Annotated in this window: 17 protein-coding genes; 14 read left to right on the top strand and 3 right to left on the bottom strand. The window is 67.3% G+C overall.

Annotation, left to right across the window (positions count from 1 at the left end; genetic code table 11):
* The first annotated feature begins 160 nt into the window (after positions 1-160).
* The 13 genes from ccmA (at position 161) to AC3ITM_RS12320 (ending at position 10,437) form a co-directional block, all read left to right on the top strand.
* Positions 161-799, top strand: a complete 639-nt coding sequence (gene ccmA / locus AC3ITM_RS12260) for a heme ABC exporter ATP-binding protein CcmA (protein WP_489265322.1) — start codon at positions 161-163, stop codon at positions 797-799.
* A complete protein-coding gene (gene ccmB / locus AC3ITM_RS12265; RefSeq protein ID WP_489265324.1) occupies positions 796-1,491 on the top strand; it encodes a heme exporter protein CcmB in 696 nt (231 codons plus the stop codon). The genes ccmA and ccmB overlap by 4 nt, the downstream gene beginning before the upstream one ends.
* Positions 1,492-1,587: 96 nt before the next feature.
* Positions 1,588-2,364, top strand: coding sequence for a heme ABC transporter permease CcmC (gene ccmC / locus AC3ITM_RS12270; protein ID WP_489265326.1), 777 nt, complete (start codon positions 1,588-1,590; stop codon positions 2,362-2,364).
* A complete protein-coding gene (locus AC3ITM_RS12275) occupies positions 2,361-2,546 on the top strand; it encodes a heme exporter protein CcmD (RefSeq protein WP_489265328.1) in 186 nt (61 codons plus the stop codon). Before ccmC ends, AC3ITM_RS12275 begins: the two co-directional genes overlap by 4 nt.
* Positions 2,543-3,004, top strand: a complete 462-nt coding sequence (gene ccmE / locus AC3ITM_RS12280; RefSeq protein WP_228886822.1) for a cytochrome c maturation protein CcmE — start codon at positions 2,543-2,545, stop codon at positions 3,002-3,004. The genes AC3ITM_RS12275 and ccmE overlap by 4 nt, the downstream gene beginning before the upstream one ends.
* Positions 3,005-4,918, top strand: coding sequence for a heme lyase CcmF/NrfE family subunit (locus AC3ITM_RS12285; RefSeq protein ID WP_489265330.1), 1,914 nt, complete (start codon positions 3,005-3,007; stop codon positions 4,916-4,918).
* 111 nt (positions 4,919-5,029) lie between these two features.
* The gene (locus AC3ITM_RS12290; protein ID WP_429000396.1) at positions 5,030-5,554 is read left to right on the top strand and encodes a DsbE family thiol:disulfide interchange protein; all 525 of its coding nucleotides are present in this window, start codon (positions 5,030-5,032) and stop codon (positions 5,552-5,554) included.
* A gap of 13 nt (positions 5,555-5,567) precedes the next feature.
* On the top strand, positions 5,568-6,002 hold the full coding sequence (locus AC3ITM_RS12295; RefSeq protein ID WP_429000395.1) for a cytochrome c-type biogenesis protein: 435 nt from the start codon (positions 5,568-5,570) through the stop codon (positions 6,000-6,002).
* Positions 5,996-7,015 (top strand): tetratricopeptide repeat protein, encoded by a 1,020-nt coding sequence (locus tag AC3ITM_RS12300; protein WP_489270100.1) that lies wholly within the window; start codon positions 5,996-5,998, stop codon positions 7,013-7,015. The genes AC3ITM_RS12295 and AC3ITM_RS12300 overlap by 7 nt, the downstream gene beginning before the upstream one ends.
* Positions 7,016-7,082: 67 nt before the next feature.
* Positions 7,083-8,195 carry a homoserine O-acetyltransferase MetX gene (metX, locus tag AC3ITM_RS12305; protein WP_489265332.1) on the top strand — a complete coding sequence of 371 codons (1,113 nt, stop codon included), beginning with the start codon at positions 7,083-7,085 and terminating at the stop codon, positions 8,193-8,195.
* Positions 8,192-8,542 carry a DUF1294 domain-containing protein gene (locus AC3ITM_RS12310; protein WP_489265333.1) on the top strand — a complete coding sequence of 117 codons (351 nt, stop codon included), beginning with the start codon at positions 8,192-8,194 and terminating at the stop codon, positions 8,540-8,542. Before metX ends, AC3ITM_RS12310 begins: the two co-directional genes overlap by 4 nt.
* A 104-nt stretch (positions 8,543-8,646) precedes the next feature.
* Complete coding sequence (locus AC3ITM_RS12315; RefSeq protein ID WP_489265335.1) at positions 8,647-9,414, top strand: hypothetical protein; 768 nt, start codon at positions 8,647-8,649, stop codon at positions 9,412-9,414.
* 84 nt (positions 9,415-9,498) lie between these two features.
* Positions 9,499-10,437, top strand: a complete 939-nt coding sequence (locus AC3ITM_RS12320) for a CPBP family intramembrane glutamic endopeptidase (RefSeq protein WP_489265337.1) — start codon at positions 9,499-9,501, stop codon at positions 10,435-10,437.
* An 80-nt stretch (positions 10,438-10,517) separates the two neighbouring features.
* On the opposite strand, the gene AC3ITM_RS12325 is transcribed toward AC3ITM_RS12320, so the two are convergent.
* The 3 genes from AC3ITM_RS12325 to AC3ITM_RS12335 are packed head-to-tail and all read right to left on the bottom strand — an operon-like array spanning position 10,518 to position 12,258.
* On the bottom strand, positions 10,518-11,369 hold the full coding sequence (locus AC3ITM_RS12325) for an MBL fold metallo-hydrolase (RefSeq protein ID WP_489265338.1): 852 nt from the start codon (positions 11,367-11,369) through the stop codon (positions 10,518-10,520).
* A 9-nt stretch (positions 11,370-11,378) separates the two neighbouring features.
* Positions 11,379-11,705 (bottom strand): hypothetical protein, encoded by a 327-nt coding sequence (locus AC3ITM_RS12330; protein WP_489265340.1) that lies wholly within the window; start codon positions 11,703-11,705, stop codon positions 11,379-11,381.
* On the bottom strand, positions 11,698-12,258 hold the full coding sequence (locus tag AC3ITM_RS12335; protein ID WP_489265342.1) for a hypothetical protein: 561 nt from the start codon (positions 12,256-12,258) through the stop codon (positions 11,698-11,700). Before AC3ITM_RS12335 ends, AC3ITM_RS12330 begins: the two co-directional genes overlap by 8 nt.
* 136 nt (positions 12,259-12,394) lie before the next feature.
* Here AC3ITM_RS12335 and AC3ITM_RS12340 point away from each other — a divergent pair, with 136 nt between their 5' ends.
* A complete protein-coding gene (locus AC3ITM_RS12340; RefSeq protein ID WP_489265344.1) occupies positions 12,395-13,327 on the top strand; it encodes a LysR substrate-binding domain-containing protein in 933 nt (310 codons plus the stop codon).
* The last annotated feature ends 31 nt before the right edge of the window (positions 13,328-13,358 follow it).

Consider the following 13,358-nt stretch of genomic DNA (forward strand, 5'->3'; position numbering starts at 1 on the left):
GGCCGGAAAAAAGAAGAAAGGGGGAAAGCGCAGTGTACGCAACCTGGCGGTAGGTACCCACCGTTGGTGGGTAGGGGTGAACCCGCATTCGCGCATTCGCCCCACCACGTCGCCCCACCCCCGATACACTGTCGGCCCCATCCATCGCAAAGACCCGCCCTTGAACCCTCCTCCGCTGCTGGCCGCGCAGGGCCTGGCCTTCAGTCGCAACGATGAACCGGTGTTCGGCCCGCTCGACCTGCACATCGATGCCGGCGAAGCCTTGCTGGTGCAGGGCGACAACGGTGCCGGCAAGACCACCCTGCTGCGCGTGCTGGCCGGCCTGCTGCGCGCCGATGCCGGGCAGGTGCAGATCGATGGTCGCCCGGCCGGGCACACGGAACGGGCGCAGTTCGTGGCCTACCTGAGCCACCTGCCGGCGCTGAAGGCCGACCTGGGCACGCTGGAAAACCTGGACTTCCTGTGCGGCCTGCACGGGCGCCGCGCGCGCCAGATGCCGGGCAACGCCCTGGCCATCGTCGGCCTGGCCGGCCATGAGGACACCCTGGTGCGGCAGCTCTCGGCCGGCCAGAAACGGCGCCTGGCCCTGGCCCGGATCTGGCTGTCGCCGGCACCGCTGTGGCTGCTCGACGAACCCTATGCCAACCTCGACCTGGACGGCATCAACCTGGTGAACCGGATGATTTCCGCGCATCTGCGCAGTGGCGGCGCCGCACTGGTAACCACCCACGGCGCCTACGCCGCCCCGCCGGTGCAGACCCGGTTGCTGCGCCTGGCCCGTGCCGGGAGCGCGGCATGATCGCCCACGGTACCCAGCCTGGCCTGTGGCAGACCGCCTGCGCGCTGGTCCGCCGCGATCTGCGCCTGCTCTGGCGGCGGCGCGGCGACGCCTTGCAGCCCCTGATGTTTGCGGTGCTGGTGGTGGCGCTGTTCGTGCTGGCGCTGGGCCGCCAACCTGCGCTGATCGCGCAGGTGGCCGCCGCGGTGCTGTGGCTGGCGGTGTTGCTGGCCGGTCAGCTGGCGCTGGATTCGCTGTTCCGCAGCGATGCCGAGGACGGTTCGCTGGAACAATGGCTGCTGGCCCCGGTGCCATTGGCCTGGCTGGTGCTGGTACGGGTGCTGGTGCATTGGGCCAGCACCGCCCTGCCGCTGATCGTGATGACCCCGCTGCTGGCCGAAATGCTGCATCTGCCACATGACCAACTGCCCATCCTGCTGGCATCGTTGCTGCTGGGAACCCCGTTGTTGAGCCTGATCGGCGGCGTGGTGGCCGCACTGACCGTCGGTATCCGGCGCTCTGGTATTCTCGTGGCGTTGCTGGCGTTGCCGCTGTATGTACCGGTGCTGGTGTTCGGTGCGGGCAGCGTGGCGGCAGCGGCAGGCGGGCAGGATCCGATCGGCCCGCTGCTGCTGCTCGGCGCCGGGCTGGTGGTGGCCCTGGTGCTGGCACCGTTGATCACCGCCGCGGCGATCCGGATTTCATTGAATTGAGGCTTGGTCCACCGCACCACCGTTTCCAGCGTCATCGTTCAACCAGCTGCGTCACGTCCGTTGAATCGTCGCCCTTCGTTGGATAGCCACCGCTGCATGCACACTATCGTCCGCTGGTTCCACCAACTCGGTTCGCCGCCCACCTTCGACCGCTTTGCCGCGCGCTGGTCGCGCGTGTTCTACGTGGCCGCGCTGCCGGTGCTGTTGATCGGCGTCTGGCAGGGGTTGTTCGTGGTGCCGCCCGAGCAGACCCAGAACGATGCCTTCCGGATCATCTACATCCACGTGCCCAGTGCCTGGATGAGCCTGTTCGTGTTCGCGCTGATGGCCTTCTATGCGGTCATCGCCCTGGTCTGGCGGATCAAGATCTGCGAAATCCTGGCAATGGCCTGTGCCCCGATGGGCGCCGGCTTCACCCTGATCACCCTGCTCACCGGCAGCATCTGGGGCAAGGGCACCTGGGGCGGCTGGTGGGACTGGGACCCGCGCCTGACCAGCGAGCTGATCCTGCTGTTCCTGTACCTGGGCGTGATCGGCCTGTACCACGCCATCGAAGACCGCCGCAGCGCCGCGCGCGCAGCCGGCCTGCTGGCCATCGTCGGGGTCGGCCTGCTGCCGGTGATCCGCTATTCGGTGGACTGGTTCGGCGGCCTGCACCAGCGCCAGTCGATCAATGTCTTTGGCACCAACGCGGTGCGCGATGAACTGATCGCGCCGCTGTGGTGGATGGTGGTGGCCACCAAATTGTGGTTCGTCGGTTCGCTGCTGGCCAAGGCGCGCGCCGACAACCTGAGCCGCGAAGCCGGCAAGGCCTGGGTCGGCGGGCAACTGGCCGGCACCCCGTCGGCCCCGATCGAGGATGCGCCGCGATGAGCCACCTGCCCTTCATCATCGCCGCCTACGCGGTGTTCTTCCTGGTGCTCGGCAGCGATGCGCTGGGGTCGTGGCTGCGCCTGCGCCTGGCGCGGCGGCAGGCCCTGCGCCGCCAGCAACGGCTGCAGGCACGCGCCCAGCCGCAAACCGGCACCCCGTTGGCGCCGGAGCTGAGCCGATGACCCCGGTACAACGCCGCCGCATGATCTGGGTGTTGTTGCTGCTGCTGGCTTCGGCGCTGGCCACCACCCTGGTGGCGTTCGCCCTGCAGCGCAATATCGCCTATCTGTATACGCCGGCCGAAGTGCTGCGCGGCGAGGTCGACCCGCAATCGCGCTTCCGCCTGGGCGGCATGGTGGTGAAGGGCTCGTTCCAGCGCGCCACCGGTTCGCTGGAGGCGCACTTCGTGGTTACCGATGGCGATGCCACCCTGCCGGTGAGCACCTCGCGGATTCTGCCGGACATGTTCCGCGAAGGCACCGCGGTGGTCGCCAGCGGCCGCCTGCAGGACGGCCGTTTCATCGCCGATGAAGTGCTGGCCAAGCACGATGAAAACTACGTGCCCAAGGAAGTGGCCGACAAGATGGGCCAGGCCCACCGCAAGCACGATGTGCCGGTGGCGCCGGCCGGAGCGCCCTGAGTGCTGCCCGAACTGGGCCAGGTGCTGCTGGTCAGTGCGTTGTTGATGGCCATGCTGCAAGCGGTGCTGCCGCTATGGGGCGCCCAGCGCGGGCAGCAGGCATGGATGGCGGTGGCGCGCCCGGCCGCGTTCGCCCAACTGGCCTTGTTGCTGGGCGCCTTTGCGGTACTGACTGCGGCCTTTGTCGGCCAGGATTTCTCGGTGCGCTATGTGGCCGAAAATTCCAATAGCCTGCTGCCGCTGGCCTACCGCTATTCGGCGGTATGGGGCGCCCATGAGGGCTCGCTGCTGTTGTGGGCGCTGGTGCTGGCGCTGTGGAGCGGCGCGGTGGCGCTGTGGTCGCAGCGGTTGCCGGCGCAGGTTTGCGCGCGCGTGCTGGGCGTGCTCGGCATCATCAGCATCGGCTTCCTGGCCTTCCTGATCTTCACCTCCAACCCGTTCGCGCGGTTGATCCCGGCGCCGCTGGAAGGCCGCGACCTCAACCCGCTGCTGCAGGACCCCGGGCTGATCATCCACCCGCCGATGCTGTACGTGGGCTACGTCGGCTTTGCGGTGCCGTTCGCCTTCGCCATCGCCGCGCTGCTGGAAGGCCGGGTGGATGCGCGCTGGCTGCGCTGGACCCGGCCGTGGACCAACGTGGCCTGGGGCTTTCTGACCCTGGGCATCGCGCTGGGCAGCTGGTGGGCGTACTACGAGCTGGGCTGGGGCGGCTGGTGGTTCTGGGACCCGGTGGAGAACGCCAGCTTCCTGCCGTGGCTGGCCGGGGCGGCGCTGATCCATTCGCAGGCGGTCACCGAAAAACGTGGCAGCTTCGCCAGCTGGACCTTGCTGCTGGCCATCGCCGCGTTCGCGCTGTCGCTGCTGGGCACCTTCCTGGTCCGTTCGGGCGTGCTGACCAGCGTGCATTCCTTCGCCGCCGATCCCTCGCGCGGCACCTTCATCCTGGTGTTCCTGGCCCTGGTGATCGGCGGCGCGCTGCTGCTGTATGCGCTGCGCGCCGGTGCGCTGGGCAACGACGACCCGCGCCGCGGCTTTCTGCCCACCTCGCGCGAAACCCTGCTGCTGGCCAACAACCTGCTGCTGGCCGCGGCCTGCGCGATGGTGCTGCTGGGCACGCTGTACCCGCTGCTGGCCGATGCGCTGGGGCTGGGCAAGGTATCGGTGGGCCCGCCCTACTTCGGCACGCTGTTCCTATTGCTGATGGTCCCGCTGGTAGCCCTGCTGCCGTTCGGCCCGCTGGTCAACTGGCAGCGCGACCAGCCGCGCCGCGCGCTGGCGCTGCTGGCGCCCTGGGCCGGGCTGGCACTGCTGCTGGGCGCGATCGCGTATTTCACGGCGCCGCAGGGCGCGCTCAAGACCGCTGCCGGCGTTACCGGCGCGGCCTGGGTGGCGCTGGGCACCGCGCGCTTTGTGTGGACCCGGCTGCGCGGCAACGGCCGCTTCAATGCGGAAATGGTCGGCATGCTCCTCGCCCATGGCGGGGTGGCGGTGTTCCTGGCCGGCGCGCTGCTGGTGGAAGCCTTGAACGTACAACGCGAGGTCGCCCTGTCGCCCGGGCAGACCCTGCAGGTGGGCGGCTATGAACTGCGCTTTGAAGGCGTGGACCACCAGCTCGGCCCGAACTACAGCGCCGACCGCGGCCATGTACGCGTGCTGCGCCACGACCGCGAACTGGCCCTGCTGCACCCGGAAAAACGCCAGTACGCCAGCGGCGGCCAGATGATGACCGAAGCGGGCATCCTGGCCCGCGTGCGCGGCGATGTGTACGTGGCGCTGGGCGAGCCGCTGGGCAACAATGCCTGGGCGGTGCGCGTGCACATCAAACCGTTCGTCCGCTGGATCTGGCTGGGCGCCCTGCTGATGGCCCTGGGTGGCTTTGTCACCGCCGCCGACCGTCGTTTCCGCCGTCCCTAGCCATCTGCCGTCCAGGAGTTCCCCGTGTCCGACCCCCGCCCCGCTTCCCGTCCGCTGCCGCCGGTGGCCATCGTCATCGGCGTGCTGTTCTTCTTCGGGCTGCTTGGGCTGATGGTGTACGGGGTGATGAAGTCCGGCGCGCCCGATCGCGACATCCTGCCCTCGGCGCTGATCGGCAAGCCGGCACCGGCGTTCACCCTGCCGGTACTGCATGACCCCGGCATCCAGGTCAGCAGCAGCGAACTGCGCGGCGCGCCCTACGTGCTCAATGTGTGGGGCAGCTGGTGCGCGGCCTGCCGCGAAGAGCACCCGGTGCTGACCCGCTTTGCCGAAACCAAGCGCGTGCGCGTGATCGGCTACAACTGGAAGGACGAACCGGCCGATGCGCTGCGCTGGCTGGAACAGCTGGGCAATCCGTTCGTGCTGGTGCTCACCGACATCGAAGGCCGCACCGCGATCGACTGGGGCGTCACCGCCGCGCCGGAAACCTTCCTGGTCGACGCCAGTGGCGTGGTGCGCTGGAAGTACAGCGGCGCGCTGACCCAGCAGGTGATCGATACCCGGCTGATTCCCGAACTGGAAAAGGTGGAGCGTGCCAATGCCGATGCTGCAAGTTCCCTGCCGGCCGCGCCGTAGGCGCCTGCCGGTGCTGCGCGCGGCGGTCCTGGCCGCGGCCCTGCTGGCACCTGCATTGGCCCCGGCGCAGGCGGTCTCCGACCCTACCCCGCTGCACTACCGCGATGCCGCGCAGGAAGCACGCTTCCACGCGCTGGCCGCCGAACTGCGCTGCGTGCAGTGCCAGAACCAGTCGCTGGCCGATTCCAACGCGCAGATCGCCCATGACCTGCGCCGTGAAGTACTGCTGCTGATGCAGCAGGGCCATGACGATGCGCAGATCAAGCAGTTCCTGGTCGACCGCTATGGCCCGTTCGTGCTGTACCGCCCGCCGATGGATGCGCGCAACAGCGTGCTGTGGTTCGGCCCGGCCGTGCTGCTGCTGGCCGGGGCCGGGGTACTGGTCTGGGTGGTGCGCCGGCGCAGCCGGCAGGTCCAGCCGATCGACACCACCGGGGACGGCTGGTGAGCGCGTGGCTGCCCGCGCTGGCGGCGCTGACCGCGACCGTGGCCGCGCTGCTGGTGCTGTGGCCATTGCGCCGCAGCGGCGGGCGCGTACCCTTCATCGCGATGGTGCTGGCCGTGGGCGTGGCCGGTGCCTGCCTGTACCTGCTGGTCGGGCAGCCGCAGGCGCCATCGGCCGCCGTGGCCGCCGCGCCCACCGACATGCGCCAGGGCGTGCAGGCGCTGGAGCAGGCCCTGCAGCGCGACCCGCAGCGCGCCGACGGCTGGGCCCTGCTCGGCCGCGCGCGCACCGAACTGGGCCAGCACCAGCCGGCGGCCGATGCGTTCGCGCGGGCGGTGGCGCTGGCCCCGGATGATCCCGGCGTACTGGTCGAAGCCGCGCAGGCGCGCGCCCAAGCCGATGCCGGCAAACAGTTCGACGACACCGCCGTGCAGTGGCTGCGCCACGCCCGGCAGTTGGCCCCCGACGCCGAGCGCGCCAGCTGGCTGCTCGGCATCGCCCTGCGCCAGCGCGGCCAGGACGCCGAAGCGGCCGGCATCTGGGAGGCCCTGCTGCCGCGCCTGGACCCGGGCGCGGCAGCCGCGCTGCGCGAACAGATCGCCATCGCCCGCGACAAGGCCGGCCTGCCGGCTGCAACCGCCGACACCGGCGCACCGGCCAGCACTGCCGTGGCCGTGCAGGTCCGGCTGGACCCGGCATTTGCCGCGCGCGCGTCCCTGCCCGCCGATGCCAGCGTGTTCGTGATCGCCCGCGTGCCGGGCGGCCCGCCGATGCCGGTGGCGGTGGAAAAACACCCGCTCGGTGCGCTGCCGCTGCAGCTCAGCCTGGACCATGCCGACAGCCCGATGCCGACCCAGCCGCTATCGGCGCACGCCGAAGTGGAGGTGTTTGCCCGCCTGTCCGTCTCCGGCAACGCCAGCCGCCAGGACGGCGACCTGGATTCGGCGCCGGTGCGCGTGCGCCTGCCGCATGCCGGAACGGTGCAACTGGTACTGGGCGCGCCGGATCCGCATTAGGGCCGGCACTACAGGGCTCGGCGGGCGCCCCCTCGGCCGCGGCCTGCGGCCGGGCTAAAATGGCCGCATGACTGAATTCATTCCGGCCGGCACCCGTTACCACGCCCTGCCCTCCCCCTTCCCGTTCAAGCGCGGTGGCGCCCTGCACGGCGCGCACGTGGCCTATGAAACCTGGGGCACCCTGGATGCGCAGGCCGCCAACGCGATCCTGCTGGTCACCGGGCTGTCCCCGGATGCGCATGCCGCCGCCAACGCCGACAACCCGGCCCCCGGCTGGTGGGAAGCCATGCTCGGCCCGGGCAAGCCGATCGACACCGACCGCTGGTTCGTGGTCTGCGTCAATTCGCTGGGCAGCTGCAAGGGCTCCACCGGCCCGGCCAGCATCGACCCGGACACCGGCGCGCTGTACCGGCTGGGCTTCCCGGAACTGTCGATCGAAGACGGCGCGCGCGCCGCAGTAGAAGTAGTGCGCGCCCTGGGCATCAGCGAACTGGCCTGCGTGATCGGCAACTCGATGGGCGGCATGACTGCGCTGGCCGTGTTGCTGCTGCACCCGGGCATCGCCCGCAGCCACATCAACATCTCCGGCAGCGCCCAGGCCTTGCCGTTCTCCATCGCGATCCGCTCGCTGCAGCGCGAGGCGATCCGCCTGGATCCCAAGTGGGACGCCGGCCGCTACAGCGACGACAGCTATCCCGAATCGGGCATGCGCATGGCGCGCAAGCTGGGCGTGATCACCTACCGCTCGGCGCTGGAATGGGATGGCCGCTTCGGCCGCGTGCGGCTGGATTCGGACCAGACCGACGAAGATCCGTTCGGCCTGGAATTCCAGGTGGAAAGCTACCTGGAAGGCCACGCCCGGCGTTTTGTGCGCTTCTTCGACCCCAACTGCTATCTGTACCTGAGCCGCTCGATGGACTGGTTCGACCTGGCCGAATATGCCGACGGCGACGTACTGGCCGGCCTAGCCAGCATCAAGGTGGGCAAGGCGCTGGCGATCGGCGCCAACACCGACATCCTGTTCCCGGTCCAGCAGCAACAACAGATCGCCGACGGCCTGCGCGCCGGCGGCGCCGATGCGCAGTTCATCGGACTGGATTCACCGCAGGGGCATGATGCGTTCCTGGTGGACTTCGCACGGTTCGGGCCGGCGGTGGGCGACTTCCTCGTCACGCTGTGAGGCACGGCCGCCGCTACCTGGCACTGGCCGCCGCCGGCGCCCTGGCCGGCGCGGCGGTCAGCGGCTGGCTGCCAGCGTGGCTGGCCGCCTGGTACGCCCTCGCCAGCGTGGTGGCATTCGCACTGTACGGGCACGACAAGCGCGCCGCGCGGCTGGGCCGCTGGCGCACGCCCGAACGCACCCTGCAGCTACTGGCCTTCGCCGGCGGCTGGCCGGGCGCGCTGCTGGGCCAATCGGTGTTCGCCCACAAGCACCGCAAGACCGCATTCCAGTGGGTATTCGCGCTGTGCGTGGTGGCCAATATCGCCTCGCTGGTGGTGCTGCTGCGCGAATTCGGCAACCGGTAGGCCACGACCGTTGGTCGTGGCGTGTCAATGATCATCGTCGTTCCTTGCCCGGCAACGGCAGGACATGCGGGCGCGTCGCTTGGTTTCCAGCAACACGATGAGCGATGTCAGTCACAGAAAACTACGGACGCATACGCTGCCGGACCAAGCCGGGTGTTGCTACGCTGCTGTATGGAACCAACGATGGTTCCGGCATTGAGATAGCCAAGGAGGAACAACAGATGTCGCTGATTTCCCTGATTATTGTCATCGCTTCGGCACAAAGCATGGCTATCTCCCCATCGATGGCGACGGCTGAATCCGATGCTGCCGCGAGATCCTACATGCGGGATACGGGCGTTTCGCCCAAGACCGCCCAGCAGCGGATCCAGATTGAATCCGAGCTCCCGCCGCATATAGAGCGCCTGAAGGCGCGATACAGGGAAAGGGTTGCGTTTGTTTCGATAGCGCATCTCCCCGATCAACACCTGGTGGTTGGTCTGAAAGGAAGCGCAGTGGAATCCACTCAGCGCATCACCGTCGGTGGATCGAACATCAGGGTTGAATTTGAGGAAGGATACGCATACACGGAACAAGAGTTCATCGCGATTATGAAAAGGGCGGTACCCAAGGTTGCCGAACTCATCCCGGACGCTACCAGCGTAGATGGGCGCCCTGAGCTTGGCTTGATTGAGATATGGGTTCAAGGCATGGATGAAGACAGCTATCAGCCTGCCGCTGCGGAAATTGAGAAAATGACAGGCCTCAAAGTGAAGCTTGTCCTGGGAAAAACACCATCTCGCAACTCAGCCTTTACGACTGGAAGCGCATATGAGCCGCAAACGGAACGGCGCCATGGGCTCGAGCGACCGTTGGCCCCCATGGTCATATGATGATGACAGAGCCTCGGTCGACTCAATGACCCTCACGCTTCCCGGCATTTCAAATGGACTATTGAAATAATGCTGAATGTAATCATGGACCGACTGCCACGCATCATGCCTGTGTTTCGCTTTGCCGCCGCGATGGGCCTCTCCATCGCTATGGTGTTCGCGGTGTCCATGGCGTTGATGGTGGCATCAATGATCGGCGGCGTCCGCTCGATGGATTTGACCTTCAAGATCGCCGAGCCGGCGGGCAAGCCGGGCGTCCGCGATGGCAGCGCGGTCTATGGCACAGACGCCCGGCACGGAATCACCTGCTCGGATGCATCGGCTGCCATGGGCGATGGGCACTGGTGGATCCGTTGCAAGTTCGCTGCCGAGGAATCCGCCTTTGGCACGGACTACCTGGAATCGCGTGGGCTCACGTGGGACGGAGCGGCCGCAAACGTCGTCATGCGCCCCATCGGTGGGGCCTGGGTGCATTACCTGGTTGCCGCATTACTCGCGTTGATACTGGGGCTGGCCTGGAGCTGGCGCGACCGCCAGCGATGGCGACGGGAGCTTCAGTGGATCTGCGCGCACCGGAAAGCCGCCGCCGTGGCACTCCTGCTTCCGGCGGCGGTCTCCTTCTGTCTGGCGACGGTCACCTACCTGATGATGGAGGTAGTCCCCCCGGCCTCCGCGATGGCATTTCCGGCGGCGCGCGAGTACCTGCTACCGATGTTCATTGCCATCGTGGTGGTGGCACCGGTACTGGAAGAGCTGCTTCATCGTGGCGTGGTCTTCGACCTGCTCAGCCGGCGGGTGGATGTCATTGGCGCAGCGGGGCTGGGAACAGCGCTGTTCGTCGGGATGCATTTCCTGGGCGAATCCGGAAACGTGGAGCCCATCCGCCTGGTGTCGCTGGTCGCCTTCTCGCTGGCGATCTACGTGGTCCGGGTGCGGTGCAACTCGTTGGTCCTGTGCGTACTGGCGCACATGCTGCTGAATCTCATCGCCTTTGCAGCGATTGCGTTGGGCACGTCGGCTTGATCTGCCGGCGGTGCCAGCGCGGCCCATGGCATGGATATCGCGAAAAGGAACTTGGGGAATTTTATGGATAATGAGCTTCTTCAACGACGGTAGGTGATTGCGTAGCCCTTTCCCTTGCGCTGGATGTGCGCGAACCCCAACTCGCCCAGGTGCATACCGGCGACCAGCAGCCCATCGGTGCTGACAACATCCAGAAGCCTTGACCTTGCGACAGCGGCAAGCCCAGGGTCCTGGTCGAATGCGATGGATACTTCGGGTCTGGCGATTTGTATGTGGGGGAAATGCACGATGTCACCCCAGATCAATGCACTGCTCCCCTCCGACTCGAGGCGATAGCCGGTGTGGCCTGGCGTATGGCCGGCAAGCGGCACCACGCTTATGCCCGGCAACACATCCCCCTGCACCAACAAGCGCAGATTGCGGCGATACCCGGCGAACACCTGACGCGCAAGCAGGAAATTCCCGCGTGCGCGCTCGTTGCTCCGGGCAAGGTTGCCGTCATCCTCCCAGAAGGAGAGTTCGCGTGGATGGATGAGCAGCTCCGCGCCGGGAAAGACTGCCTGGCCTTGAGCATCGAGAAGGCCCCCGATATGGTCCGGATGCGCATGGGTCAGCAGGATCGTATCCACATCCGAGGGCTGCACACCTGCGCGCGCCAGATTCGCCTTCAGCTGCCCACCCCATCCCTTGATGCCGCCAGCGCCTGCATCGATGAGCATCGTGCGGCCCCTTCCACGCACCAGGTAGCAGTTGATATGGATCGAGCAGGGATCGCTGGCCCCGGCCTGCAACTGCAACCGGGTTGCCTCGGCCGGGTCGATGGCGGAAAGCAGGTCCAAGCGGGCTGTCAGGTGGCCATCGCTGATCGCCTGGATCAGGAAGTCACCGATCTGCCGCGCAGGCAGGCCCGGTTCAATGATGGATGGGTTCATGGCCAATGCTCAGTTCCGTGCGTGAAGCGACGTGGCGGGGTAGCCAAAGCAGCGAATGCGTGCCCTCAGACCGGCATGATGCTGGATGGCGTGATCAAGCTGCAGGGTGAATTCATCCATGATCGCGGGCGTCCTCTCCGGTTGCAGGCGGTATGTCAGCTCCGCGCATGCCAGATGGCCTCGTCCGTGGCGTACCGCCACGTAGTGGATGTGCACCTTGTCCTGAGCCGCGCCAAGCAGTTCGCCGCACAATCGGGCGCTTCGCTCGGTCAATGCTGCCAGGTGCGCTTCCAGAGGCATGCGGTCCTCGGTGAAATAGATCGTGAGGCTAGGCATCGCGGTGCTGCTCCGGCAGCGGGCATGCTGCAGCGTGCGGGCTGTGCAGCTGCGGGGTCATGGGCGCGTACGCGTGCACGCCCGCTGGAAGCCGGTCCACGCCGGGATCCACGCCATGCCGCAGTCGTGCCAGCCAGACTGCCGCAGGAACACGGTCGAGTGCGACCGCATGCATTGCCTGTGGCGTAGTTCCCATGGCGGTGAGCGGCCCGGGACCGACGCGACTTACCAGCAGATACTCGCCCTGCCCGATCGCCGGAGCCCGATCCAGGCCGTCGTACAGATTGCGATGCCAGTCGGTGATGTGCTGCTGCCAGCGCGCAAAGTTGCCGCCGCCCTTCTGGCGATACTCCTCGCCCTGCAGGACATCCAGGCCATCGATGGAATGCAGGGCCAGGTAAGTCGGGCACCCGGCGCCGCATGCCCTGAACCGCTGTGACGTATGGAAGCCGTGCACGGAGATGAGCGCGGGCAGCTTGTGCAGGCTGTAGAAGCCGTTCCACTCCATCTCGCAAGTGGGATCGGCGAAGCTGCATTCGACGGTGTAGATCACGGCAATACTCCTGGCCGGGCGTCTCGCGCCGGCCTCCTTCGTTGATGTTCCATCATGCTAGCCCTGCATCTTCGGCCATCAAATCGATTGTTCGGTATGCTTCAGTGATGAAAGATCAAGCTGAGTGGAGTGCCCCATGCGCAGGAAGATTCCCAGCAGCACCGCCCTCATCGCCTTCGAGGCGGCCGCCCGCCACGGCAGTTTCGCCCGGGCGGCCGAGGAGCTTTCCCTGACCGAAGGGGCCATCAGCCGCCAGATCGGCCGGCTGGAGTCGTTCCTTGGGGTCGGGTTGTTCGAACGGGTTGGCAACCGCGTCCGCCTGCTGCCCAATGGCCAGCGCTATGCGGCCCAGGTCCGCGAGGCGCTGGACCGCCTGGACCGGGACAGCCAGTACCTGATGGGCCAGCCGGACAACGCGGCCAGCCTTGACATCGCCGCTACGCCAACATTCGCGCTGCGTTGGCTCATCCCTCGCCTGCCGGGCTTTACCCGGCTGCATCCCAATATCACCGTGCACCTTTCCGAGCGCACCGAGCCGTTCGCGCTGGTCGGAAGCGGCTTCGATGCCGCCGTGCACTTCGAGCACCCGGCGTGGGCGGGCATGCGGACCTACCGGCTACTGCAGGAAGTGCTGTTGCCGGTCTGCCATCCCTCGCTCGTCAACGGGCGCAAGCGCGCGCCTGTATTGGAAACGCTGCCTCGCCTGCACCGGCGGCATAGCCCGGATGCCTGGCAGCAATACGCCCAGGACACGGGCGTCGCCCTCGCCAATCCGGCGGTGGGCGCGCGCTACGACCTGCACGCGATGCTGATTGAAGCGGCGCTGGCTGGCCTCGGGGTCGCGCTGGTGCCACGCATGTACGTGGACGCGGAGCTGGCGCAAGGCCGGCTGGTCGCGCCCTGGCCACAGGGCAGCGCAGTGTCCAAGACGTTCTGCCTGGTGTTGCCCGAGCCGATCGGCTTGACTACCGGGCCGGTACAGGCGTTTGCGCACTGGTTGCTGGAGGAGGCCAACAAGGCCCGAGGGGGAAATGGCATAGGCGACCAACACACCCGGACGCCGGCATGACATGCGCCGATGTCGTTGGACGCATCAATGC

It is taken from the genome of Stenotrophomonas sp. KH_029, assembly GCF_057839765.1.